Annotated in this window: 19 protein-coding genes; 3 read left to right on the top strand and 16 right to left on the bottom strand. The window is 69.0% G+C overall.

What is annotated here, in order from left to right; translation table 11 throughout:
- Nucleotides 1-15: 15 nt before the first annotated feature.
- The 5 genes from ACLM5J_RS07365 to ACLM5J_RS07385 all read right to left on the bottom strand — a co-directional run bounded on the left by ACLM5J_RS07365 (nucleotide 16) and on the right by ACLM5J_RS07385 (nucleotide 7,831).
- A complete protein-coding gene (locus ACLM5J_RS07365) occupies nucleotides 16-1,212 on the bottom strand; it encodes an acyl-CoA dehydrogenase family protein (RefSeq protein WP_413655501.1) in 1,197 nt (398 codons plus the stop codon).
- A 22-nt stretch (nucleotides 1,213-1,234) separates the two neighbouring features.
- Nucleotides 1,235-2,470 (bottom strand): PucR family transcriptional regulator, encoded by a 1,236-nt coding sequence (locus tag ACLM5J_RS07370; protein ID WP_413655502.1) that lies wholly within the window; start codon nucleotides 2,468-2,470, stop codon nucleotides 1,235-1,237.
- Between the two features lie 7 nt (nucleotides 2,471-2,477).
- Nucleotides 2,478-3,905 carry a fatty acid desaturase gene (locus ACLM5J_RS07375; RefSeq protein WP_413655503.1) on the bottom strand — a complete coding sequence of 476 codons (1,428 nt, stop codon included), beginning with the start codon at nucleotides 3,903-3,905 and terminating at the stop codon, nucleotides 2,478-2,480.
- Nucleotides 3,906-4,056: 151 nt separating this feature from the next.
- The gene (locus tag ACLM5J_RS07380) at nucleotides 4,057-5,802 is read right to left on the bottom strand and encodes an FAD-dependent oxidoreductase (RefSeq protein ID WP_413655504.1); all 1,746 of its coding nucleotides are present in this window, start codon (nucleotides 5,800-5,802) and stop codon (nucleotides 4,057-4,059) included.
- A 19-nt stretch (nucleotides 5,803-5,821) separates the two neighbouring features.
- Nucleotides 5,822-7,831 (bottom strand): fatty acid desaturase, encoded by a 2,010-nt coding sequence (locus ACLM5J_RS07385; RefSeq protein ID WP_413655506.1) that lies wholly within the window; start codon nucleotides 7,829-7,831, stop codon nucleotides 5,822-5,824.
- Between the two features lie 213 nt (nucleotides 7,832-8,044).
- Between ACLM5J_RS07385 and ACLM5J_RS07390 the strand changes: the two genes are divergently transcribed.
- Nucleotides 8,045-9,517, top strand: a complete 1,473-nt coding sequence (locus tag ACLM5J_RS07390) for a long-chain-fatty-acid--CoA ligase (RefSeq protein ID WP_413655507.1) — start codon at nucleotides 8,045-8,047, stop codon at nucleotides 9,515-9,517.
- 86 nt (nucleotides 9,518-9,603) lie between these two features.
- Nucleotides 9,604-11,118, top strand: a complete 1,515-nt coding sequence (locus ACLM5J_RS07395; RefSeq protein ID WP_413655508.1) for an aldehyde dehydrogenase family protein — start codon at nucleotides 9,604-9,606, stop codon at nucleotides 11,116-11,118.
- A 21-nt stretch (nucleotides 11,119-11,139) separates the two neighbouring features.
- Here the strand turns inward: ACLM5J_RS07395 and ACLM5J_RS07400 are convergent, their stop codons facing one another.
- The 11 genes from ACLM5J_RS07400 to ACLM5J_RS07450 all read right to left on the bottom strand — a co-directional run bounded on the left by ACLM5J_RS07400 (nucleotide 11,140) and on the right by ACLM5J_RS07450 (nucleotide 22,040).
- Entirely contained in the window at nucleotides 11,140-11,616 is a 477-nt protein-coding gene (locus ACLM5J_RS07400; RefSeq protein ID WP_413655509.1) for a hypothetical protein, read from the bottom strand.
- On the bottom strand, nucleotides 11,613-11,975 hold the full coding sequence (locus ACLM5J_RS07405; protein ID WP_413655510.1) for a hypothetical protein: 363 nt from the start codon (nucleotides 11,973-11,975) through the stop codon (nucleotides 11,613-11,615). Before ACLM5J_RS07405 ends, ACLM5J_RS07400 begins: the two co-directional genes overlap by 4 nt.
- Before the next feature lie 8 nt (nucleotides 11,976-11,983).
- Nucleotides 11,984-13,279: an MCE family protein gene (locus tag ACLM5J_RS07410; RefSeq protein ID WP_413655511.1), complete on the bottom strand. Its 1,296-nt coding sequence runs from the start codon at nucleotides 13,277-13,279 to the stop codon at nucleotides 11,984-11,986.
- Nucleotides 13,279-14,463, bottom strand: coding sequence for an MCE family protein (locus tag ACLM5J_RS07415; protein ID WP_413655513.1), 1,185 nt, complete (start codon nucleotides 14,461-14,463; stop codon nucleotides 13,279-13,281). Before ACLM5J_RS07415 ends, ACLM5J_RS07410 begins: the two co-directional genes overlap by 1 nt.
- Nucleotides 14,460-15,683, bottom strand: a complete 1,224-nt coding sequence (locus ACLM5J_RS07420) for an MCE family protein (RefSeq protein ID WP_413655515.1) — start codon at nucleotides 15,681-15,683, stop codon at nucleotides 14,460-14,462. The genes ACLM5J_RS07415 and ACLM5J_RS07420 overlap by 4 nt, the downstream gene beginning before the upstream one ends.
- Nucleotides 15,680-16,669, bottom strand: coding sequence for an MCE family protein (locus ACLM5J_RS07425; RefSeq protein WP_413655516.1), 990 nt, complete (start codon nucleotides 16,667-16,669; stop codon nucleotides 15,680-15,682). Before ACLM5J_RS07425 ends, ACLM5J_RS07420 begins: the two co-directional genes overlap by 4 nt.
- Nucleotides 16,666-17,703, bottom strand: a complete 1,038-nt coding sequence (locus ACLM5J_RS07430) for an MCE family protein (protein WP_413655518.1) — start codon at nucleotides 17,701-17,703, stop codon at nucleotides 16,666-16,668. The genes ACLM5J_RS07425 and ACLM5J_RS07430 overlap by 4 nt, the downstream gene beginning before the upstream one ends.
- On the bottom strand, nucleotides 17,700-18,884 hold the full coding sequence (locus ACLM5J_RS07435; protein WP_413655520.1) for an MCE family protein: 1,185 nt from the start codon (nucleotides 18,882-18,884) through the stop codon (nucleotides 17,700-17,702). Before ACLM5J_RS07435 ends, ACLM5J_RS07430 begins: the two co-directional genes overlap by 4 nt.
- Before the next feature lie 11 nt (nucleotides 18,885-18,895).
- Nucleotides 18,896-19,741, bottom strand: coding sequence for an MlaE family ABC transporter permease (locus ACLM5J_RS07440; RefSeq protein WP_413655610.1), 846 nt, complete (start codon nucleotides 19,739-19,741; stop codon nucleotides 18,896-18,898).
- Nucleotides 19,742-19,751: 10 nt separating this feature from the next.
- Nucleotides 19,752-20,624, bottom strand: coding sequence for an MlaE family ABC transporter permease (locus ACLM5J_RS07445; protein ID WP_413655522.1), 873 nt, complete (start codon nucleotides 20,622-20,624; stop codon nucleotides 19,752-19,754).
- 198 nt (nucleotides 20,625-20,822) lie between these two features.
- Nucleotides 20,823-22,040, bottom strand: a complete 1,218-nt coding sequence (locus ACLM5J_RS07450; protein ID WP_413655524.1) for a PucR family transcriptional regulator — start codon at nucleotides 22,038-22,040, stop codon at nucleotides 20,823-20,825.
- A gap of 281 nt (nucleotides 22,041-22,321) precedes the next feature.
- On the opposite strand from ACLM5J_RS07450, the gene ACLM5J_RS07455 reads away from it, so the two are divergent.
- Nucleotides 22,322-24,091: an acetyl/propionyl/methylcrotonyl-CoA carboxylase subunit alpha gene (locus ACLM5J_RS07455; protein ID WP_413655612.1), complete on the top strand. Its 1,770-nt coding sequence runs from the start codon at nucleotides 22,322-22,324 to the stop codon at nucleotides 24,089-24,091.
- Nucleotides 24,092-24,096 lie beyond the last annotated feature (5 nt).

Raw genomic sequence — 24,096 nt, forward strand, 5'->3', positions numbered from 1 at the left:
CCCATTCAACAGGGACTATTCGACCGGCAGGCCGAGCCCCCGCGCGATCAGCATCCGCTGCACCTCGCTGGTGCCCTCCCCGATCTCCAGGATCTTGGCGTCCCGGTAGAACCGGGCCACCGGGTACTCCTCCATGAACCCGTAGCCACCGAAGACCTGGGTGGCGATCCGGGTGGCGGTGACCGCCGACTCGGAGGTGTAGAGCTTCGCCACCGACGCCGCCTGCTTGAACTCGGCGACGCTCGGGCCGCCGCCGGCCGCCATCGCGTCCTTCATCGCCGCCGCCCGGTAGGTGAGTAGACGCGACGCATGCAGCATCACCTCCAGGTCGGCGATCTGGAAGGCGACGCCCTGCTTGCGTCCGATCGGCCCGCCCATCGTCTGCCGCTCCAAGGCATAGGTGGTGCAGAGCTCCACACACGCCTGGAGCAGACCGACGGCGAGCGCCGAGATCGCGACCCGACCGTCGTCCAGGGTGGCCAGGAACTGGGCGTACCCGCGGCCCCGCTCGCCGAGCAGGTTCGCCTCGGACACCCGGGCGTCGGTGAAGGTCAGCGGGTGGGTGTCGGAGATGTGCCAGCCGAGCTTGTCGTAGCCGGGCTCGGCGGTGAATCCGGGCGTGCCACTGGGCACGATGATGGTGCTGATCTCCGGCTTGCCGTTCTCGCGGACGCCGGTGCGCGCGGTGACGGTGACCAGCGAGGTGATCGCCGAGCCGGAGTTGGTGATGAACTGCTTGGCGCCGTTGACGACCCATTCGCCTCCGTCGAGAACCGCCTTGGTGGCAGTCGCCCCGGCATCCGAACCGGCACCGGGCTCGGTCAGACCGAAGCCGGCCAGCCGCTGTCCCGCGACCAGGTCGGGCAGCCACTGCGCCTTCTGCTCGTCGTTGCCGAAGGTGAGGATCGGGTTGATACCGAGCCCGACCCCGGCCTCCAGGGTGATCCCGATCGACTGGTCGACCCGGCCGAGCTCCTCGATCGCGAGACAGAGCGAGGTGAACGGGCCGTCCTCGGGCGCGATGCCCGCGCCACCGAACTCCTCGGGGGCGGTCAACCCGAAGAGACCGAGTGCGCCCATCTTCTGCACGACGTCGACCGGGAAGTGGTGGTCGCGGTCCCACTGCGCGACGTGCGGGGCGATCTCGGCCTGGGCGAAGTCCCGCACCGAACGTCGGAACTCTTCGTGCTCACGCGACAGTTCAAAGCTCATGCGGCCACCCTAACCGCAAAGGTTAATGAACGATAACCCCTTCGGGAGAAGTCACCGGGAAACGCGCGTACCAACGCAGGGCGAGCGCCACCTCGACGCCGGCACCGGCGATCCGGTGCCCGAGCAGAGCCTCGGCCTTCTCACACCGGTACCGGACCGTGTTCTTGTGCACGCAGAGCGCGGTCGCCGCCGCATCGACACTGCCCAACTCCAGCAACGCCGCCACCGTCTCCCGCAGCCGTGCCTCGTTCTCGCCGGGGCCGGCCAGTCCGCCCAGCGTTCGCCGGACGAACCGATCGGCCGCCTCCGCAGAGTTGACCAGGGTCAGCAGCTCGACGTCGGTGAAGAGCGTCAGTGCCTCGGCGGAACGGGAGTGGTGTGCCAGCCGCCGCGCCGCCAACGCGTCGCGGTGCGACTGACCGAAACCCGCCATCCCGGACGCCGAAGCGCCCACCGCGACAGTGACCTGACGCTGCGCCAGCCACTGCCGCTGGGCTCGGAGCACCGACAGGTCGGGGGCGTGCCGGGTGCTGACCCAGCACCACAGTTCACGCCCGCCGGGTTGGACGATCAACCCGGCAGCCCCCTCGACCGCGCGGACCACGTGGGAGGCCGCGTCGCGGAGCCCGACGATCGCGTCGTCCTCGGCGGTGTGCACCACGAAGGCGGTCTGCACCCCGGAGAGCGGATAGCCGCCCAACGCCGCCGACGCCTGGCGTGGGTCGACGAGCCGCTCGGCCAGGATCTCCTCGACCGCCTCCAGCCTTCGGGCGGCGTCACCCTGGCTGATCCGCGCGGTCTCGGCCTGGTGGATGCTCAGCGAGTACTCGATCGAGTGGTCGATCCACGCCGACGCTCGGCTCCAGAGGTAGACCAGCACCTCCCGCTCGTCGCAGCTCCCCGCCGGAAGGGCGGCGACGATCGCGGTCAGGTGCGCCCAGATCTCCCGACGGGCATGGGTATAGACGCCCAGCACTACCGTCATCGGGTGCCGACGTTGGGCGAGCAGCGCGGCGAACTCCCCGGCCGCCGGAACCAGCACGAAGGCTTGTTCCGGCTGGCCGAGTTGGCCGAGGAAGGCGACCCACTGGGAGCGGGCCGCACGTACCACGGCTTCCGCGAGGACCACGTCGGCCGGGATCTGTTCGACTCCCTCCGAGATGCTCGCCACGATCCGGTCGACCCAGCCCTCCACCGGGCCGACCTGGATCTCGTTGCGGACGAACTCCTCCACCCACGCCGTGGTCCCTGCGGACATCCCTCTCCTACACCCCGGCCGACGTCACAGCGATGAAGTCGACCTTCTCGCGCACGCCGCAGTCCGGGCAGCACCAGTTGTCCGGGATCTCGGCCCAGGCGGTCCCGGCCGGGAAGCCCTCGGCCTCGTTCCCGCTGACCACCTCGTAGGTGTAGTCGCAACCCGGGCAGCGTGCCGCCAGCACCTCGTCTGCGAAGGCCGAAGCCTGAACCGCGGTGTCCGCGCCTTGCGTCAGACCGTGGCTCGGCGGCGGGAAGCGGCGCAGCAGCTTCTCGCTCCTACGGGGAGCCAGGTTCGCCAACCGCAGGTCGCCGTCGTAGTGGTCGACAACGCGGCGGTCCATCAGCCGCTTGAAGAGCGGAGGTACCAGTGCGACCACGATCATTCCCATATATCCGGTCGGCAGCACCGGTGCGTCGCGGAAGTCGCGCAGCGCCTGGAAGCTCCGGGTCGGGTTGGCGTGGTGGTCACTGTGCCGCTGCAGGTGGTAGAGCATCACGTTGGTCGCCACGTTGTTGGAGTTCCAGCTGTGCTGCGGCAGGACCCGCTCGTAACGTTCCCGGCTGCCCACGCCGACCTTCTGGCGCAGCATGCCGTAGTGCTCCATGTAGTTGACGATCTCCAGCAGGGTGAAGCCGATCACGGCCTGGATCAGCAGCCAGGGCAGGATCGAGGGGCCGAACGCCGCCAGCATCGCACCCCACAGGACCACCGACATCAGCCACGCGTTGAGGACGTCGTTGCTGATCCGCCACGGGTGCTCACGACGACGGGCGAGGCGACGCTTCTCCAGGCCCCAGGCGCTGCGCACCGAGCCGACGACCGTCCGCGGCAGGAAGCTGTAGAGACTCTCCCCCATCCGGGCCGACGCCGGGTCCTCGGCGGTCGCCACCCGGACGTGGTGGCCACGGTTGTGCTCGATGTAGAAGTGGCCGTAGAAGGTCTGCGCCAGCGCGACCTTGGAGACCCAACGCTCCAGGCTCTCCTTCTTATGGCCCAACTCGTGCGCGGTGTTGATCGCGACGCCGCCCACGATGCCGACCGAGATCGCCAGGCCGAGCTTCTCCCAGACCGCCAGGTCCCCGGTGCCGAGGTACCACATCGCGGTGCCCAGACCGAGGTACTGCAACGGCAGGTAGGCGAAGACCACGACCTTGTAGAAGCGGTCCTTCTCCAGGATCTCGATCACTTCGTCCGGCGGGTTGCTGTTGTCGCTGCCGCTGACCAGGTCGAGCAGCGGGATCACACCCAGGAAGACCACCGGAGTCAACCAGAGCAGGAGACCGGCGCCGGTGAAGTACTCACCCGCAACGCCGACCAAGGGCAAGGTCGGAACGACCAGACCCAGGACCCACAGATACCGCTTGGGGTCGGACCACGCCACCGCACTGCCGTCGGCGGCCACCGCACGATAGCGGCCGTTCTTCCTGCTCATGGTTCCTCCTCTGCCTCGCTCGCCCAGTGCTCGCTTTGAGGTGTCTACGGTCACACCCACGCGAGGTCGGGCGCTCCATCCGACGGCCAAGGTTCAGCGACCGCTTTGGACTTCTGCACAAAGGCCGCAGGAGCACCCGACCCACACCGCGTCACACCGCGTCGGCGACGTCCTTCGGCGGCACCACCGGTACCGCGAGCAGCGGCAGCGCAGCGGGTGCACCGGCCGGCACCACCGGCTGACGCGGCGCGACGACGGGGACCGCCAGGTACCTCTCCCCCAATGCCGGGCGCTGGTCCTGCTCCCCCTTGTTGGGCCACAACGCCAACGCCCGCTCGGCCTGCGCGGTGATCGTCAACGACGGGTTGACGCCCAGGTTCGCCGAGATCGCGGCACCGTCGACGACGTGCAGGCCCTCATGCCCGAAGACCCGGTGGTACCCGTCGATCACGCCGGCCTCCGCGTCCGCACCGATCGGGCAGCCGCCGAGGAAGTGGGCAGTCATCGGTACGTCGAAGACCTCGCCGACACCGCCGTAGGCGGCGCCACCGATCTCCTCGGCGATCAATCGCGTTGCCTCGTTGGCCTTCGGGATCCAGCTCGGGTTCGGTTCACCGTGGCCCTGCTCGGAGGTCAACCGCACCCGTCCGAAGAGTCCACGCTTGCCGCGGACCGTGATCGAGTTGTCATGGGTCTGCATCACCAGGGTGATGATCGACCGGTTCGACCAGTCCTTGAGCCCGAAGTAGAGCGCCAGGAAGTCGCCCGGGTGCCGGACGATCTGGCCCAGCCACTTCAGCCAGCGCGGCGCACGGCCACCGCCGTCGGTCATCACCGTGGTCATCAACGCCATCAGGTTCGAGCCGTTGCCGTAGCGGACCGGCTCGATATGGGTGTTCGGGTCGGGGTGGATCGAGCCGGTGATCGCGACGCCGTGGTGGAAGTCGTTCTCCGAACGCCTGCGCAGCTTGGTGTTCGCGGTACAGATCGACTCGGAGTTGGTCCGGGTCAGATAGCCCAGCCGTGACGAGAGTCGAGGCAGTCTCCCGGCCGCCTTCATCTGGTGGAGCAGCTCCTGGGTGCCCCAGGTTCCGCCCGCCAGCACCACCTGCTCGGCGGTGATCGTGCGCCGCTTACGACGCCGTCCGGTCCGCCCGACCTCGACCTCCCAGCCACCCGTGCCGCGCTCACTGAGCCCGTGCACGGTGGTCAGCGGGAGGACCTCCACGCCGGCCGTCTCGGCCAGGTGCAGGTAGTTCTTCACCAAGGTGTTCTTGGCGTTGTGCCGACAACCGGTCATGCACTCGCCGCACTCGATGCAGCCGGTGCGGGCCGGGCCGACCCCGCCGAAGAACGGGTCCGGGACCTCGACCCCCGGCTCCTTGGCGCCGTCACGGCCGAAGAAGACGCCGACCGGGGTGGTGTGGAAGGTGTCGCCGACCCCCATCCGCTCGGCGACCCGCTTGACCACCACATCGGCCGCGGTGGTGGTCGGGTTGAGGTTGACCCCCAGCATCCGCTTCGCCTGGTCGTAGTGCGGCGCGAGCTCGCTCTTCCAGTCGGTGATCTCCGCCCACTGCTGGTCGCGGTAGAAGGCGTCGGTCTGCGGCTCGTAGAGCGTGTTCGCGTAGACCAGGGAGCCGCCGCCGACACCGGCGCCGGCGAGCACCACCACGTTCTTCAGGACCCGGATCCGCTGGATGCCGAAGCAGCCCAGCGCCGGTGCCCACAGGAACCGCCGGACATCCCACGAGGTCTTCGCGAACTCGTCATCGGCGAACCGGCGGCCCGCCTCGATCACGGCGACCCGGTAACCCTTCTCCGCCAGTCGGAGGGCGGCGACCGAGCCGCCGAAACCGGAACCCACCACCACGACGTCGTAGTCGTATTCAGCCATCGTCTTCACCTGTCTCGCGTCACGCGTCGTAGTCGACGCGAAGTTCGGCACTGGTCGGGTGGGCCTGGCAGGTCAGCACATAGCCCTGCTCCAGGTCCTCCTCGGTCAGTACGTGGTCCTGGTCCATCACCGCGCTGCCCAGCAGCACCCGCGCCCGGCAGGTGCCGCAGGCACCACCCGCGCAGGAGTACGGCGCCGCCACACCGGCCTGGAGCGCGGCGTCGAGCACCGTCTCGCCGGTGGAGTTGAGCTCGAACCGGGTCTCCTCGCCGTCCAGGACGACGCTGACCTGGCTGACCAGCTCGGTCACCTCTGCGCCCGCCACCTCCTGGTGGTGGAAGACCTCGCTGAGCACCTGGCTGCTGGCGCCGACGACGCCGCTCAGGGTGGTGCGCAGGTCGGTCACCATCTGCTCGGGCCCGCAGAGGTACCACTGGTCGCCGGCGGACAGGTCCCCGACGAGTTCACGGACCAGTTCCGTATCGATCCGCCCCGCCCGATCGCTGAGGGCCGCCACCGGCTCGCGGCTGAGCACGTGGTGGACGAAGAGCCTATCCCCGTAGGCGTTCTGCAGCTCGTCGAGCTCGGCGGCGAACATGGTCGACAGCCGGGTCCGGTTGCCGTAGATCAGGGTGAACCGGCTCTCCGGCTCGGTCTCCAGCGTGGTGGTCAACGTGGAGAGCAGCGGCGTGATCCCCGAGCCTGCCGCGACGCCGACGTGGTGCCGGGCTTGCTCCGGATCCAGCCGGGTGTGGAACTGGCCGGCCGGCGTCATCACATCCAGGATCTCGCCGACGGCGAGCACATCGTTGACGTAGTTGGAGAAGGTGCCGCCCTCGACCCGCTTCACCGCCACCGTCAGCTCACCCGCGGAGACCGGCGTCACCAGCGAGTAGGAGCGGCGCTCGTCGACGCCGTCGATCACGGCGCGCAGGGTGAGGTGTTGCCCTTGCAGGTAGCGGTAGTGGAAGGCGAGATCCTCGGGCACCTCGAAGGTGAGGGCCACGCTCTCGTCGGTGACCGGCGTGATCGCCGCGACGCGGAGTGGGTGGAACCGCGGCCGACTCGCGGCACCGGCACCCTCGACGTCGCCGAGTTCGTCGGTGATCCGGCGCCAGGTGCGGTATTCACTGGCGGTGAGCGAGCGGCCGAACCAGGTGGAGATCGCGGCGTTCCGGTCGAGGTACGCCTGTTCGTTGCGGCGCCAGGCCCGCACGTAGCGGTAGAACGGAACGCTCGGGTGCAGGTGGTGGACGAGGTGGTAGTTCTGGTAGACGAAGAGCGGCGTCAGCACCTTCTCGCCACCGACCCGGACCCGCGTCGCGCGGTACTTGTCCTCACGCTGGGTCACGGTCAGGCCGTGGTGAGGCAGGTAGTCGAACCACCAGCCGAGGATCAGGATGCCGAACCGTTGCGGCACCAGGACACCCCAGAGGACGAACTCGCCGTACCCGCCGATCACCAACCCGGCAAGGGCGCTGACCGCAACCGTGAAGACGGTGAAGGTGAGCACCACCTCGCGTTTGGGCCGCTCGCTGAGCTTGCGGAGGTAGAAGACGATGTACCAGAGATCGATGGTGGCCCAGCGCAGCGGAAGCTGCCAGGCCGGCCCTTCGTCGCACCACATGTCCGGGTCGATCGCCTTGGGCTCATTGGTGTTGCGGTGGTGCTCGATGTGGATGTATTTGACCAACCCGAAGGTCGCCCACGGCACCACGAACGGCACCGAGAGGTAGCCGAAGAGGTCGTTGGTGCGCGTCGAGGTGCTGACCGCGTGGTGAGTCGCCTCGTGGACCACGCTGAACATCAAGAAGGTGACCGCAGCGCCCATCGGCACCGTCGCCCAGCGGGACCAGTCCCAGACCAGCAGGCCGCCCATCTCCACGGCGAAGAGCGCCAGCGTGCCCACCCACAGCAACACGGTGGGCCAGGCGAGCGCCGGGACGCTCTCGCCAGGGTCCGGCAGCCCACGTACGGGCTGCGGACTGGCGGCGGTGCCAGTGCTCTCAGGAATCGTCGACCGGGTCATGGCGTCCTCCAACTCGGGGCCGCGCAGGTACACGACCGACTACTTCGCCGACCCGCCAGCGGTGTCGACGCAGATCAGGCTAGGGAGCAGACCGCCCGATTGGATTGGATGAAATGACCAAACCCTGACTTCCTCGTTGGCCGCTGCGGCCGTGCCGATCACCCCCGTTCGACGGCGAGACTCGAGCGCACCAACCCGAAGGAGTCGCCCCGAATGACGAACCTTGCCCACCACCTCAGCGAGAGCGCCGAGCGCTTCGCCACCCGTCCCGCCGTCCGGCTCGACGCTCTGGCCCTCGACTACGCATCGCTGGAGGCCGCTACGGCCCGGATGGCCGGCCTGCTGACCGCCCACGGACTCCGCCCCGGGGACCGGGTCGCGGTGATGTTGCCGAACGTGCCGTACTTCCCGATCGCCTACTACGGCATCCTGCGGGCCGGCGGCGTGGTGGTGCCGATGAACGTGCTCCTCAAGGAGCGCGAGACCAGTTTCTACCTGCGCGATTCGGGCGCGGCGATCATCGTCGCCTGGCACGACTTCGCCGCCGCTGCCCAGCACGGCGCCGACGAGGCGGGGGCCACCTGCATCACCGTCCGGCCCGGCGACTTCGAGGCCCAACTGGCCGGTGCGACGCCGACCGACGCGGTGGTGGAGCGCGCCGACGACGACACCGCCGTCATCCTCTACACCTCCGGAACCACCGGTACCCCGAAGGGCGCCGAGCTCAGCCACGCCAACCTGCGCGGCAACGCCCGCACCGTGGTGGAGATGTTGTCCTTGGACTCCACCGACGTCGTGCTCGGCGCGCTGCCGCTCTTCCACTCCTTCGGCCAGACCTGCGGCCTGAACGCCTCGGTCGCAGCGGGCGCCTGTCTGACCCTGATCCCCCGCTTCGAGCCGGACGCCGCGATCGCGATGCTCGACCGCGACCAGGTCACCGTCTTCGAGGGCGTGCCGACGATGTTCGCCGCGATGCTGCACAGCGCGGCGCGCCCCGCCAACGGCACGCTGCGGCTCTGCGTCTCCGGTGGCGCGGCGATGCCGGGCGAGGTTATGCGTGGCTTCGAGGCCGCCTTCGGAGGCGAGATCCTCGAGGGCTACGGCCTCAGCGAGACCTCCCCGGTCTCCGCGTTCAACCAGCCCGGCCGTCCGCGCAAGGTCGGCTCGATCGGCACCCCGGTCGCCGACGTCGAGATGCGGCTGCTGAACGTCTCCGAGGACGGCATCGGCGAGATCGCGGTCCGCGGGCCGAACGTGATGAAGGGGTACTGGCAGCGCCCGGACGCCACCGCCGAGGTGCTGGACGCCGACGGCTGGCTCAGCACCGGCGACCTGGCCAAGGTGGACGAGGACGGCTACTACTTCATCGTCGACCGGTCCAAGGACCTGATCATCCGTGGCGGCTACAACGTCTACCCGCGCGAGGTCGAGGAGGTGCTCTACGAGCACCCGGCCGTCCGCGAGGCGGCGGTGATCGGCGTCCCCGACGAGATGCTCGGCGAAGAGGTGGTCGCCGTTCTCGGCCTCGTCGCCGGCGCGACCGCCGACGCCGAAGAGATCCGCGGTTGGGTGAAGGAGCAGGTTGCTGCCTACAAGTACCCGCGTCACGTGCTCCTCGTCGACGAACTCCCCAAGGGCCCGACCGGCAAGATCCTCAAGCGCGAGATCGCCGTCACCCTGCCCTGACCCCGCAACTCCTGGGCCGGCCTCTGCCCCCGCACCGGAGGCCGGCCCAGGGCCGTCTTTAGACCATTCCTACAAAAGGAACGCCGATGACCACGACCACCGAAACCGCCACCATCACGGTCCACGCACCCGCCACCGGCGAGGTCGTCGGTACCGTCCCCGACCTCGACGCCGCCGCCGTCCATGCCCTCGCCGAACGTGCCCGTGCCGCCCAGCCCGGCTGGCAGGCGCTCGGCTTCGCCGGTCGCGCAGTGATCCTGCGCAAGATGCAGCGCTGGATCATGGACCACGCCGACGAACTGGTCGCGACCATCTGTGCCGAGACCGGCAAGACCCACGAAGATGCGTTGATCGCCGAGGTCAACTACGGCGCCGCGGCCTTCGGCTTCTGGGCCCGGCAGGCGCCCCGCTACCTGGGTGACTCCCGGGTCCGCACCACCCAGCTCCTGGTCCGCGGCAAGCGCCTGCGCAGCCGGTACCGCCCGGTCGGCGTGGTCGGCGTGATCGGGCCCTGGAACTACCCGCTGACCAACTCCTTCGGCGACGCCATCCCGGCGCTGGCCGCCGGCAACGCGGTGATCCTCAAGCCCAGCGAAGTAACGCCGTTCACCTCGCTACTGCTGGCCCGAGGACTCGCCGAATGCGGCCTGCCCGACGGCGTCTTCGCCGTCGCCACCGGAACCGGCGCGACCGGCGCCGCCGTCGTCGACGAGGTGGACATGGTGATGTTCACCGGCTCCACCACCACCGGCCGCCGGGTCGCCGCGGCCGCCGCCGCGCGGTTGATCCCGGCCTCGCTCGAACTCGGAGGCAAGGACCCGATGATCGTGCTCGCCGACGCCGACGTCGAGCGGGCCGCGAACCATGCCGCCTACTACGCCACCTTCAACTGCGGACAGACCTGCATCGCGGTCGAGCGTTGCTACGTCGAGGCCCCGATCTACGACGAGTTCGTCGCCCGGGTCAGCGCCAAGGTGGCGGCCCTGCGCCAGGGCGTTCCGAACGGGCCGGGCAGCGTCGACGTCGGCTCGCTCACCTTCGCCCCGCAGGTCGAGGTCGTGGAGCGCCACGTCGCTGACGCCGTCGCCCGCGGTGCCCGGCTCCTGGTCGGGGGCGAGCGCGGCGACCAGAAGGCAGGCCTCTGGTTCCAGCCCACGGTTCTGGTCGATGTCGACCACAGCATGGAGATCATGCGGGAGGAGACCTTCGGACCGACCCTGCCGATCATGCGGGTCGCGGACGCCGACGAGGCGATCCGACTCGCGAACGACTCGGCCTACGGACTCTCCGCCTCGATCTTCACCCGCGACGTGGCTCGTGGGGAGGCCCTCGGCCGACGCCTGGAGGCCGGTGCCGTGACGATCAACGACGCGGTGGTCAACTACACCGCGCTGGAGCTGCCGATGGGCGGCGCCAAGCCGGGCTCCGGGATCGGGCGGCGGCACGGCAAGGAGGGCATCACCAAGTACTGCCGTCAGCAGTCGATGCTCAGCTCCCGGCTGCACCTGCGCCACGACCTGCACATGCACCCGTACACGGCCCGCCGGACCGGACAGCTCTTCGCGCTGCTGAAGCTGCTCAACCGCGGCCTGACGCGCTGAGCATCAGGCCGCGATCGCAACTCAGACCGGCTTGAGCCCGGCGATCTTCCAGGTGTCGTCGACGCGGACCAGCTCCACCTCGACGCGGGAGATCGCCCGGGCCGGCCGGCCGCTGCGACCGGTCGTGGTCTGGTCGATCAGGCAGAGCACCACCACGGTGTCTGCGCTGGCCGAGACGATCCCGGCGCCGGTCACCTCAGCGCTGGTGGAGACCCCACGCTTCTCGGCCTGGGGCCGGACCGTGTCGGCGACCATCGCGCTGAACTCGCTTCGGAACCCACCGGTGGTCATCTCCACCGCGCGGTCCAGATCGTCGCCCAACGTGGCGGCGTCGTAGCTCAGCAGCAACGGCACCCGCTGCTGCGCGGCCGCCAACGCCTCCGTTCCGGCGTCGGCGTTGCGGGACGCGTGTTCGGCCTGCCAGCCGGCGACACCGGCACCGGCCCCCACCAGGAGCACCGCAGCCAGGGCCGTCCGCGCCGTTATCGTGAGCTTCACGGGACCGTCTCCACTCCGGCGACCGACCAGCGGTCGCCCTTCTCCTGCAGGGTGACCCGGAACCGGTAGCGCTCAGCGCCGGCCTTCTTCTTGGCCTTCGGCCCGGCTTTCCCGCTGGCCGCCACGATCACCACCGCCCGGTCGTCGTCGAGCTCCGCGAGACCGGCCGAGTCGACGGTGCCGCCGGTCAGTTCGAGCGCGTGCTCACGGGCCGCGGCAAGTGCCGCTGCCGAGGCTTCGTCGCGACGCTCGGCATCGCGCCAGGCGAGGGTGCGCTCCGCAGCCACGGCGAGCAGCGCGATCACCAGAAGGGTCACCACGACGTGCGGCCAGGAGAGCCGCGCCAGTGTCGACCTCAAGGCCTGCTTCACCGGCCGACCCCGAGCGGACCGGTGAGCAGCGCGGTCCAGTCGTCGCCACGCAGCTCGGTGGCCGGCAGCGTCGGCTTCGACTGATCCGTGGTGGGCGCCGACTCGCCGTCGACGCGCTGAGCGCGCGGGAACTCCAGGCCACAGGCGGTCGGCAACGGGCCGCGTGCCGACGAGTTCGGGCACGGCAGGTTGCGGGCGCCACGGACCGAGGAGGGCCGCGACGGCGCCCCCTCACAGTGCGAGAGCTCATCGGTGACCCTGACCGAGGAGACCGCCGGGCTACGCCGGTCCCGGACCGCGAGGTAGCCGTCGGTGCACGACACCGGGTTGTTGACGCCGGCCCGCAGGTCCAGCTTCACGTCGCCGAACTCGGCCCGCGGGTTGACCGTGCTCTGCAGCCGCGCCACCGTGGCCGGGTAGACCGCCAGCACCTGGGTCAGGTTCGGCAGATAGGTGCCCGCGACCAGCGAGACGGTGCGCAGGTTCGTCACCAGCAACGGCAGCTCCACGGCGACGTCGTCGATCACCCCACGCGCGGTGGCCAACGTGTCCGGGCCCTGGTCCAGCAACTGGTTCAACGCCTTGTCGGCGCCGGCCACCTCACGGGTGACCCGGGCCAGATCGGCCCACTCCTGGCGGGTGACGGCGTCCAACTCGGTCTGGGTCCGCAGCACCGGGGTGAGCGCGCGCACCAGCCCGGTCGTCGCGTCGACCTGCTGGTGCGCCTCGGCGAGCAGCGTCTGCGCGGCGTCGACGATGCCGTCGACATCGCTCTCCGCGCCGCCGAGACCGTCCTGGACCTGGCTCAGCACCCGTCGGGTCGCCTGCTTGGGCACCGACTCCAGCAACGCGTTGACGGAGTCCAGGACCGGACTGATCTGCGGCATCTCCACGGTCTGCTCGACACCGATCACCGCGCCGGGCTTCAGGTACGGGCCGCCGCGGCTCTCCGAGACGAGGTCCACGTACTGCTCGCCGATCGCCGAGGTGCTACGCAGCATGGCGACCGAGTCGGCCGGGATCTTGGCGTCGTCGTCGAGGCGGAGCCGGACCACGGTACGGCCGTCGCCGAGGGTCATCTCCTCGACCTTGCCCACCTTGACCCCACGCTGGGTGACCAGCGCCTTGGGGTAGAGCCCGCTGGCGTCCTGGTACTCGACGGTGACGTCGTAGACCCCGACGCCGGCCATCTTCGGGACCTGCGCGTAGCGGAAGAAGGTCAGCCCGAGGGCGACCAGGGAGAGCACCGCGAAGATCACGAGTTGGCGCTTGATAGTGGCAGTGAGCAGCATCAGCAGATCCCCAGGAAGGCAAGCAGACATGACGACGTCGAGGGCGTGGCGCTCGGAGCGGTGCTGGGCGCCGTGGCGCCGGGCTCCTTCGCGGGTGCCTTCTTCCCCGGCTTGGACGGAGCGTTCGGCGCGATGGTCGGGTCGACGGGCACTCCCCCGGGGCCGGCCGCCGAGAGCCAACTGCCCAGCAGCGAGTCGGTGGTGACGTCGATGGTGGCGAAGAGGTTCGCGTAGTCCCCCTTGATCGCGTTCGGTGTCGTCATCGCCGGGAACGGGATCGTGGCAGCGATCTTCAACGCCTCCGGAAGGTCGGTGCTCGCCACCGCCAACCGGTCCAGGACCGGAGCGAGTTGGTCGAGGTTCGCCAACAGTGCTTGACGATTGGTGCGGATCAGCCGGGTCGCCCGGACCCCGGCCGTGCCGGTCGCGGTGACCGCCTCGACAAGGTGGGTGCGCTCCTTCTCCAACGCCCGCAGACCGGGCGAGATCCGCTTGACGGCCGCGATGATCTCGGTGGAGTCCTCGGCCAACCCTTCGGCAAGCTTGTCCAACGCAGCCAGGGTGTTGACCACCTCGGCACGGTTGTCGTCGAGAACCGTGAGCAGTTCGTTGGTCCGCCGGACCAGCGACCGGGTGTCCGGCACCCGATCCCGGAGTGCTGCCGAGAGCTCACCGGTGATCGTGCTGATCTGGCTGAGGCCACCGTTGTTGAGCAGCAGCGCCACTCCCCCGAGGACCTGCTCGGTGGACGGGTAGGCGCCGGTCTGCGCGGTCGGCACCACGGTGCCGTCCGTCAGCCGTCCGGGCACCTTCGCCCCAGCACTGCGAACCGGCGCCGCGACCTCGACGTACTGCGCGCCGAGCAGCGTCTTCTGCCCGATCGCGAAGACCGCGTCGCGGGGCAACTCGACCGAGTCGAGCAGCCGCAGCTCGACCTCGGCATGCCAGTCGCGGACGGCGATCTTGGCGACCGTGCCGATCACCACGTTGTCCTGTTGGACCGTGGAGTTCGGAACCAGGTTCTCCACCTGGTCGAACTGGACGGTGACGGTGTAGCCGTCGTCGCCGACCGCCACCTGCCCGGGCAATGTGTTGTCGTTCGGCTGGATCTGGCAGCCGCTGGCCACCAGGCCGAGCACGGCCACTGCCGGGAGCAGGGCCAACCGCGCGCTGAACGTCTTCACTGGGCCGCCTTGTTCAGAGGGAGCAGCGGTCCGAGCACGCCGCCGAGAAGCTGCTGGATCAGGTCGACGGGCTCTTGCGGCGCCGGCGAGCTCCCCGGCTTGGCGCCAGGCTGTGCCGTGCCGCCGTCGTTCTTGCCGGGCTTCAGGGCCTGATCGGCCACCGAGAGCAGAGGCTGCAATGCGGCCACGCAGGTCGCCGTCGTGCCACCTGCGCCGAGCACCGCGCCACAGATCAGCTGGGCGACACTGTCCAGGTTGCTCAACGTGGCGCGTCCGGTGATCGCCGAGTCCTCGATGATGTGGTGCAGATCGATCAGCGCGGTCGGCGCGATGTGCAGGATGCCGGCGATCTCGTTCGACTGGTCGGCGAGCAGCGCGGCCAACTGGTCCGCGTTACGAGTGACGGACCGGATCCCCTTGCGGTGCTTGGAGAGGTAGCCGTCGGTCACCGTCAGGGCACTGCTCAGGTCCACCAGGGCACCGCTCAGTTGGCTGCGGTTGGTGGAGAGCACCCGGGCCACGTCACCCAGTTCGGTGGCGAATCCCTGCACAGCCGCGTCGTTGACGGCGAGGTTGCGCGTGAAGCTGTTCAGGTTGGAGATCGTCCGGAACAGGTCGGACCGATCGTCGGAGAGATCGTTGGCCGCTTCATGCAGCGCGTCCAACGAGGCGCGCAACTGGGTGGAGTTGCCCTGCTTCAGTGACCGCTCGATCGAGCGGACCGCCTCGGCCAGCGGCGCCTTGCCTACGGCATCTCCCTGTGTGGCCTGAGGTCCGAGCACCTCGGCGAGGTCGGTCAACTGGCGCTTCACGTCGTCGAAGGAGACCGGTACCGCGGTGTTCTTCTGGGCGATCACCGCGCCGTCGGCCATCTTCTTGCCGCCGGTCCACGCAGGTTCGAGCTGAACGAATCGGCCGGAGACCAGGCTCGGCGCCACGATCACCGCGCTGGCGTCGACCGGGACCGGCTGGTCGGCGTCGACCTCGAGAATGACCTTGACCCGGTCGTCCTCGGCCTGCACCTTGCTGACCTTGCCGACGGCGACCCCCAGCACCTTGACGTCGTCGCCTTCGTGGAGGCCTTCGGTGGTCGGGAAGTAAACGGTCACCGAGACGTTGCCGGTGTCGTCGGCGAAGCGGGTCGCCCCCACACCGACCAGCGCCACCACGACGGCAACGATCACCAGGCGTCGGCGGGACCAGGTTCGGAGCCAGTTCACGGGATCACTCCTGAAAGGATCGGGGCCAGGGTGCCCGGCGAGGTGAGGTTCTGGATGTAGGCGTCGAACCACGGACCGCTGGAGATCGCCTCGCCGAAGGCGGTGGCGTAGCCCCGCACTCCCTTGATGCTGCGGACCAGGTCGACCCGGTTCTCGTTGAGCAGTTCGATCACCCGGTCCAGCTCGGTCAGCGCCTGCCCCGTCACGGTGTCGTTCTCCTTGACCACCGAACGGAGCTCCCGTGAGAGCGAGCGGGCGTTGCGGAGCAGGTCGACGACCAGGTCCTGGCGGTCGTCCAACTCGGCAAGCAGCGACTGCCCGGTGGTCACCAACGTGGTGATCTCCTTGTCCCGCGAGGCGAGCACCGCGCTGACCCGATCGGCGCGGTCGAGCAGGGAGGTCAGTTCGGCGTCGTTCGCGTTGAGCGTTTCGGCAAGACGTCGGATCCCGTTGAGGGCCGGGCCCACGTCGTCTGCCGTCGCGTCGAACGACGCCGAAGTCTGGGCCAACGCCGCGGCCAGCTGATCCTTGTTGATCGCTGCCGTGGTGTCGGTGAGCTGGTTGAGGGTGCTGGTCAGGCTGTACGGAGCCGACGTGCGTACCACCGGGATCGTGTCGCCGGCGCTCAGCGTCCCGGAGCCTTCGGGCCGGAGCTGGACGGCGGCGCGGCCGAGCAGCGTCATGGTGACGATCGCGGCCTCGGTTCGGGTGCCGAGCTTGAGGTCGCTGTCGCTGAGCACGATGTCGGCGATCACCGTGCCGCGTTCGAGGCGGACCTCACGGACCCGCCCGACCTGGGCTCCGGAGACCAGCACCGCGTCACCGGACTTGAGCGCGCCCGCTTCGGCGAACTCGATGTGGATCACGTCGTTGTTGCCGACCAACGGCAGCCGGTTGATGTTGAGACAGGCCGCGACCACCAGGACGAGCAGCAACGTGCCGATCAGTCCTCGCAGCGCGAGCCGGGTGACCTCTGCGGGCCTCATCGCTTACACCTCGCCACATCGGAGTAGATCCACGGCGTCACCAGCGGGGCCTGCGAACTGCCGGCCTGCAGCCGGACGCCACAGAGGAAGAAGTTGAAGAAGTTGCCGTACGAGGCGGTGTTCTGGATCTTCTCGTAGTGCTTGGGCAGTCCTGCGATCACCGCCCGCAGCGTCACGGCCTCGGTGTTGAGCCCCTGCGCGGTGTCGCGCAGACCGACCAGATCGGCGTGCAGATCCGTGCGCGCGTCACCGACCAGCGACGCCGCCTCGTCTGCCAACGTGTTGACCCGGGCCGCGGCGTCCAGGAGCTGGGTGTCCTGACTCTCCACGCCTTCGGTCAGGGTGGACAGGTTGGTGATCAGCTCACCGACCGTCTCGCGGTTCGCGTCGACAGTGCCCAACACCGTGTTCAGGTTGGCGATCACCGAACCGACCAGCTCCTCACGGTCGGCGATCGTCGAGGTGAACGAGCCGACGTGCTGGACCAACGTGGACAGGGCACTCTCCTGGCCCTGCAGCACCCGGATCAGCTGCTCGGATACCTCGTTGACCTGGGCCGGATTGAGCCCGGCGAAGAGCGGCTTGAAGCCGTTCAGCAGGGTGTCGAGGTCGAGTGCGGAGGCGGTCTTGGAACGCGGGATCGTGGCACCGCGGGGCAACTCCGGCGACGCTGCGGTGCTCCGACTCAAGGAGACGATCCGGTCGCCGATCAGGTTGCGGTACTGGATGGTGGCGTTGGTCGCCTCGTTCAGCCGCACCGCGTCGTCGACGTCGAAGGTGACCAGCACCGAGGAGTCCGACTGCACGTCGATCTTGCGGACCGTGCCCACGTTGACGCCGGCGACCCGTACCTGGTCGCCCGTCTGCAGACCCGAAACGTCGGCGAAGGAGGCCCGATAGCTGTGCGTGTCGCGCATCCGGACCTCGCCGGTGACGGCCGCGACCCAGACGGTGAAGAGCACCGCGACGACCATGAACAGGACGAACTTGATCAGGTCGCGGCGTTGTCCTTGGAGTACAGGACTCGTGGTCATAGCAGGTTTCCTCCCCCGAGCAGCAGGTTGACCAACGTGGTGGTGACCCGGTCGGCCGGATCGGGCTGAGGCCCGGAGTACGGGTTGGCACCGCTCCGGAAGCTGGCGGCCGGACCCGCGGCCTCCTGCGGCGTGATCCACGGCAGTCCGCGGCAGTGCGGTCCGGTGTCGTCGCCCACCTGCGGCAACTCCTGCGGGTAGGCGTAGGGGTCACGGGCCGGGACGACGCGGGTCACCGTGGTGACACCCGGGTGAGTGCCACCGACAGCGGCTTCGGCCAGCTTGTTGGCGCGGCCCAGTCCCTCGATCGTGCAGGGCAGTTCGGGCGCGTACCGGGCGAGCACCTTGGTCACCGGTGCGGCCTGCTGGAGCATCCCCGCGAGCGGCGTCTCGATCGACCGGACCAGGCCGTCGGCGCGAGCACTGAACTTTTGGAGACCGACCGAGAGGTCACGCAGGTCGCGCTGGTTCTCGCTCAACGTGTGTCCGCTGACCGCAAGGGCATCGAGGGTGGTGACCAGGTCCGGCCGCACAGCGGCGTAGGTGTCGGCGACGTCGTCGCCGAGCTTGAGGTCGGTGGCCAGCGCATCGAGCGCCGGGTTGAGATCGTTCAGGTAGGCGTTGCCGGCCTCGACGAGCTCGCCGATCCGGCGACCGCGGGTGTCGACGGTGTCGGCCAACGCCGTCAGTGCGCCGCTGACCTCCGCCGGGCGGGCGGCCTCCAAGACACCTGTCAACGAGCTGAACGCCTGGTCGACCTCGACGGTGACCCGGTCGCCTTCCAGAACGGCGCCCGCCTGGATCGGACCGGAGCCACCTTCGGGGTCGCTGAGTTGGACGTATTTGGCACCGAACGCCGTGGGCGGCACGATCTGCGCGGTGACGTCGGCGGGGATCCGCGCGACGGCGTCGCTGTCCAAAGCGAGCTCGATCGAGACGCCGTCATCGGATGGCTCCACCGACGAGACGGTGCCGACCTCGACGCCGCGCAGCTTGACGACGGCGCCCGGGGCCAGGGTCTGACCAGCCCGGTCGGCGCGGAGGCTGACCGTGACGGTGTCGTCGAAGGTGCCTCGGTAGGAGGCGACGGTGCCAGCCATCACCAACCCGATCAGGGCGACGAAGGCGATCCCGGAGAGCAGTCGGCGGTCCGGCAGCGGAAAGGATGATCGCTGTGACATGGGTGGCCTCCTCAGCCCGAGATGTGAACCGACGGGCCACCCCAGATGGCGATGGCGAAGACCAGGTCGACGAACATGGTCGCGATCAGCGAGGTGCGGACGGCGGTACCCACTGCGCGTCCCACACCGGCCGGACCGCCGGAGGCCCGGAAGCCGTGGAAGCAGCAGACCGAGACGACGACGAGCGCCATCACCAGCACCTTGATCCCGGCCAGGAAGAGGTCGGAGGAGATCAGGAACGTGTCGAAGTAGTGCTCGTAGGTACCGGGCGCCTGGTCGTAGCCGACGGTGACCACCAGCTTCGTGGCGAGCCAGCACATCAACAGCGCGATCGCGAAGAGCGGCACTGCGGCGATCAGGCCGGCGATGATCCGGGTGGTGACCAGGTACGGCACCGGCGGGACCGCCATCACCTCGAGTGCGTCGATCTCCTCGCTGACCCGCATCGCGCCGATCTGAGCGGTGAAGCCCGCGCCGACGGTCGCCGTCAGCGCGATGCCGGCGATGATCGGCGCCACCTCACGCGTGTTGAAGTAGGCGGAGAAGAAACCGGAGAAGGCCGAGACACCGATGTTGTCGAACGAGGTGTGGGCCTGGAGCCCGACCTCGATCCCGGCCGCGGCGGTGAGGAACCCGATCACCAGTACCGTGCCGCCGATCAGCGCGAGCGCTCCGGAGCCCAGGGATACCTCGGCGAGCAACCGCATGATCTCGCGGCGGTAGTTGCGCACCACGCTCGGTGCGTGCGCATAGGCACGGGCGTGGAAGCCGAGTTGGTCGCCCAGCTCACGCAACGCCTTGGCCGGGCCCGAGACCACCTTGCCGAGCACCGCACCGGCGCCGGTCCGTTCGTCCATCGTCGACACGTCAGGCTCCCAGCTTGATCTGGAGGAAGACGGTGCTGATCACGCTGTTCGCCGCGAAGAGCAGCATGAAGGCGAAGATCACCGTCTGGTTCACCGCGTCGCCGACGCCCTTGGGGCCACCCTTGGCGTTGAGCCCCAGGTAGCAGGCGGTGAGGCCGGCCAGCAGTCCGAAGACGGCGGCCTTCAGCTCGGAGGCGATGAAGTCGGAGAGTCCGACCAGCAGCGTCAGGTCGGAGAGGTAGAGGCCCGGAGTGGCGCCCTGCAGGACGACGGAGAAGAAGTACCCGCCGAGCAGGCCGACCACGGTGACGATGCCGTTCAGCGCGACACCGACCAGGGTGGAGGCGACGACCCGCGGCACCACGAGGCGCTCCACCGGGTCGATGCCCAGGGTCACCATCGCGTCGATCTCGTCGCGGATCTTGCGCGAGCCGAGGTCCGCGCAGATCGCGGTCGCGCCGGCACCGGCGACGACGAGCACGCTGACGATCGGTCCGATCTCGCGGACCACCGCCACCGCGGCGCCAGCGCCCGCCAGGTCGATCGCGCCGATCTGGATCAGCAACTGGTTGACCTGGAAGATGATCACCACGCAGAACGGGATCGAGACCAGGATCGCCGGCCAGAACGAGACGGTGATGATGAACCAGGCCTGGGAGATGAACTCCCGGAACTGGAAGCGTCGGGTGAACATCTGCGCGAAGACCTTGCAGACGAAGGTGTAGAAGTCGCCGAAGTTGGCAGCCGTCTTCACCAGCCCGTTGCTGGCCAACGCCTGCCGCGCGGTCTCCCGCGACGTCGGCGTCATCCCGGCCAGCAGGGTGGGGTCTGGCCCGGGGTCGACTGGGGAGCTCGGGCCTCGGGCCTGAGACATGGGCGCACTCCTGAGAACGACGGCAAGTTGCGACCGCGCGTCGATGCCACGACGTCAGGCGGTGCGCTGTGACTCCCATCTCATCGGAGGAGCCACCCCCGGCGCTCGTATGCAGCACCCAAACTAAGGAGCAGAGTTGTCACGAAGGTACAAAGCCGTTCGCGGCTGACTTTCACGCCCGACTTCGCGCCCGACCGCTCAGCTGGCCGGTACCCGCCGCGATCCGATGAAGGTGGCGTGGCAACGCAACGCCAACTCGATCTCGGTGCTCTGCGTATTGATGTCGCGACCGAGTAGCTCCTGGGCCCGTTCCAGTCGGTAGCGGACGGTGTTCTTGTGCACGCGCAGTTGCTTGGCGGCAGCTTCCAGGGTGCCCGCCGTCAGCAGCACGTGGAGGGTCGCCCGGAGCCGAGCGCTCTGGTCGTCGTCGGCGCCCAACGGCCCGAGCACCCGGCGCACGAAGCGCTCCATCCCGGCGTTGTTGCCGATCAGGCTGAGCAGTTCCACCTCACCGAAGAAGGTCAGCGGCGCGCTCTCCACCGCTTCGAGCGCCACCTTCTGTGCGGCCAACGCGCCACGGTGCGAGGAACGGAAGCCCTCCACGCCGCTGGCCGGAGCGCCGACGGCGACGATCACCCGATGCTCGAGCAGCCACTCCTCGCAACTGCGCAACCGTTCCACCTCGGGGTCGATCGAGGAGGGCAACCAGCACCACAGCTCACGGCCACCGGGGTGGACCAGCAACGGCTGGCGCACGCCGAGCGCCCCGGCCAACCGCTGGGCCGCCTTCGGCAGGTCCGCGATCATCGTGTCGTCGGCGGTGTGCAGCAGGATCGCCGTCTGCACCGCGGAGACCGGGTGTCCGCCCAGACGGGCCGCGATCTCACGGGCTTCGGTGGCCTTGCCGTCGAGCACCTCGCGGACCACTTCGAGGCGCCGCGCCTCATCCCCCTGGCGGAGCCGGTCGGTCTCGGCCTGGAAGAGCTCCACCGAGACCGCGACCGAGGCGTCGAACCACATCGAGCACCGGGTCCAGTAGTGGATCAACGCGTCGGTGATCACCTTGTGCGGTGCATCCATCTGGCCGACCACCGAGGTGATGAACTCCCAGACGGCCTGCTCGCCCGCGGTGTAGATCGAGAAGACCAGGGTCAGCGGGTAGCCGCGCTGCGCGATCACCTGCGCGACGTCGCGGGCCTCCTGGACCAGATGGAAGGTCTGCTCGGGCTGGCGCAGGTTGGCCAGGAAGGCCCGCCAGTGTTCCCGGCACGCGTCCTCGACGGCGGCCTGCAGCGTCGCGTCCTCGGCGACCTCCGGCAACTGCTCGACGATCCGGCCCAGCACCAGCGCCACCCACGACACCATGGCATCGCTGCGCGACTGTTCCTCGACGAAGACCGAAACCCATTCATCCAACTGCTGATCCAACGCCAACGGACTTCTCCCTGCCTCCCGCCGCGGCACCCTCATGCCACGTTCGCCGGTTCAACGCGCCAACGCCCACGGAGTCACGACCGGTTCGCACTCCGCCCGCCAGCAGACTCTCCTACTCCGCAGTAGGTATCGAGTGCCAATTCCGCGATCTGGGTCCCGCGAACTGTTCGAAGTCGCCCCGTTCTAGAATCCGTGAGTGGCGCTGCATCACGTGCGCCTCCACCACCCGCAGTCGAGGAGAACGAGTGCCTGAGATCAAGCCCCTGCAGAAGGTCCTCATCGCCAACCGTGGCGAGATCGCCGTCCGCGTCATTCGCGCCTGCAAGGACGCCGGCATCGCCTCGGTCGCCGTGTACGCCGAGCCGGACCGCGAGGCGCTCTTCGTGCGTCTCGCCGATGAGGCACACTCCCTGAACGGCGCCACCCCGGCCGATTCGTACCTCTCCATCGAGAAGATCATCGACGTCGCCAAGAAGTCCGGTGCCGACTCCGTGCACCCCGGCTACGGCTTCCTCGCTGAGAACGCCCTCTTCGCCCAGGCCGTCATCGACGCCGGGCTGATCTGGATCGGCCCGTCCCCCGACGCCATCGACAACCTCGGCGACAAGGCGAAGGCCAAGAACATCGCGCTGAAGGCCGGCGCCCCGCTGGCTCCGGGCCTCAAGGAGCCGGTGAAGGACGCCGACGAGATCGTCGCCTTCGCCAAGGAGCACGGTCTCCCCGTCGCGATCAAGGCCGTCTTCGGCGGTGGCGGTCGCGGCCTCAAGGTCGCCCGCACCCTCGAGGAGATCCCGGAGCTGTACGAGTCCGCCGTCCGCGAGGCGATCTCGGCGTTCGGTCGCGGCGAGTGCCTGGTCGAGAAGTTCCTCGACCGCCCCCGCCACGTCGAGACCCAGTGCCTGGCCGACCAGCACGGCAACGTGGTGGTCGTCTCCACCCGCGACTGCTCGCTGCAGCGTCGTCACCAGAAGCTGGTCGAGGAGGCCCCCGCGCCGTTCCTCACCGACGAGCAGAACGAGCGTCTCTACGAGTCCTCGAAGGCGATCCTGAAGGAGGCCGGCTACGTCGGCGCCGGAACCTGTGAGTTCCTGGTCGCCCGCGACGGCACCATCTCCTTCCTCGAGGTCAACACCCGCCTCCAGGTCGAGCACTGTGTCTCCGAAGAGGTCACCGGCATCGACCTGGTCCGCGAGATGTTCCGCATCGCCGCGGGCGAGGAGCTCGGCTACGGCGACCCGGCCGTCATCGGTCACTCGATCGAGTTCCGCGTCAACGCCGAGGACCCGGGCAACAACTTCATGCCGGCTCCCGGCACCCTGACCGAGTGGGCTCCCCCGTCGGGCCCCGGCATCCGCCTGGACTCCGGCTACGAGAAGGGCGAGACCATCCCGGGCTCGTTCGACTCGCTGGTCGCCAAGCTGATCGTCACCGGTCGCGACCGCACCCAGGCCATCGAGCGCTCGCGTCGCGCGATCGCCGAGTTCCGGATCGACGGCATGCCGACCGCGCTGACCTTCGACGAGGTCGTGCTCAACGACCCCGCCTACGTCGCCTCCTCGAACCCGACCGGTGAAGGCTCGTTCGACGTCTACACCACCTGGATCGAGACCGACTTCGTCAACAACATCGAGCCCTACAAGGGCGAGGCCGGCGAAGCCGAGGAGCAGGGCGAGCGCCAGAAGGTGACCGTCGAGGTCGGCGGCAAGCGCCTCGAGGTCGTCCTCCCGGCCGGTCTCGGTGGCCTCTCCGTCGGTGGCGGCGCGGGTGCTGCCAAGAAGCCGAAGCGTTCCGCCAAGAAGGCCGGCGCTGCCGTCTCCGGCGACTCCGTCGCCTCCCCGATGCAGGGCACCATCGTCAAGATCGCCGTCGAAGAAGGCCAGGAGGTCGCCGAGGGCGACGTCGTGGTCGTGCTCGAAGCGATGAAGATGGAGCAGCCGCTGAAGGCTCACAAGGCGGGCACCATCACCGGCCTGAACGCCGAGGTCGGCGCCACCGTCGGTAACGGCGAGGTCATCTGCGAGATCAAGGACTGACCTTC

Origin of the sequence: Nocardioides sp. Bht2 (genome assembly GCF_047308515.1) — a bacterium.
GTDB lineage: Bacteria > Actinomycetota > Actinomycetes > Propionibacteriales > Nocardioidaceae > Nocardioides.

What these genes read in the sequence shown, in the direction of transcription:
- ACLM5J_RS07435 (WP_413655520.1), bottom strand. Translation starts at nt 18,884, where the DNA reads ATGTCACAGCGATCATCCTTTCCGCTGCCGGACCGCCGACTGCTCTCC.
- ACLM5J_RS07410 (WP_413655511.1), bottom strand. Translation starts at nt 13,279, where the DNA reads ATGCTGCTCACTGCCACTATCAAGCGCCAACTCGTGATCTTCGCGGTG.
- ACLM5J_RS07440 (WP_413655610.1), bottom strand. Translation starts at nt 19,741, where the DNA reads ATGGACGAACGGACCGGCGCCGGTGCGGTGCTCGGCAAGGTGGTCTCG.
- ACLM5J_RS07445 (WP_413655522.1), bottom strand. Translation starts at nt 20,624, where the DNA reads ATGTCTCAGGCCCGAGGCCCGAGCTCCCCAGTCGACCCCGGGCCAGAC.
- ACLM5J_RS07380 (WP_413655504.1), bottom strand. Translation starts at nt 5,802, where the DNA reads ATGGCTGAATACGACTACGACGTCGTGGTGGTGGGTTCCGGTTTCGGC.
- ACLM5J_RS07375 (WP_413655503.1), bottom strand. Translation starts at nt 3,905, where the DNA reads ATGAGCAGGAAGAACGGCCGCTATCGTGCGGTGGCCGCCGACGGCAGT.
- ACLM5J_RS07385 (WP_413655506.1), bottom strand. Translation starts at nt 7,831, where the DNA reads ATGACCCGGTCGACGATTCCTGAGAGCACTGGCACCGCCGCCAGTCCG.
- ACLM5J_RS07395 (WP_413655508.1), top strand. Translation starts at nt 9,604, where the DNA reads ATGACCACGACCACCGAAACCGCCACCATCACGGTCCACGCACCCGCC.
- ACLM5J_RS07365 (WP_413655501.1), bottom strand. Translation starts at nt 1,212, where the DNA reads ATGAGCTTTGAACTGTCGCGTGAGCACGAAGAGTTCCGACGTTCGGTG.
- ACLM5J_RS07425 (WP_413655516.1), bottom strand. Translation starts at nt 16,669, where the DNA reads ATGAGGCCCGCAGAGGTCACCCGGCTCGCGCTGCGAGGACTGATCGGC.
- ACLM5J_RS07370 (WP_413655502.1), bottom strand. Translation starts at nt 2,470, where the DNA reads ATGTCCGCAGGGACCACGGCGTGGGTGGAGGAGTTCGTCCGCAACGAG.
- ACLM5J_RS07430 (WP_413655518.1), bottom strand. Translation starts at nt 17,703, where the DNA reads ATGACCACGAGTCCTGTACTCCAAGGACAACGCCGCGACCTGATCAAG.
- ACLM5J_RS07390 (WP_413655507.1), top strand. Translation starts at nt 8,045, where the DNA reads ATGACGAACCTTGCCCACCACCTCAGCGAGAGCGCCGAGCGCTTCGCC.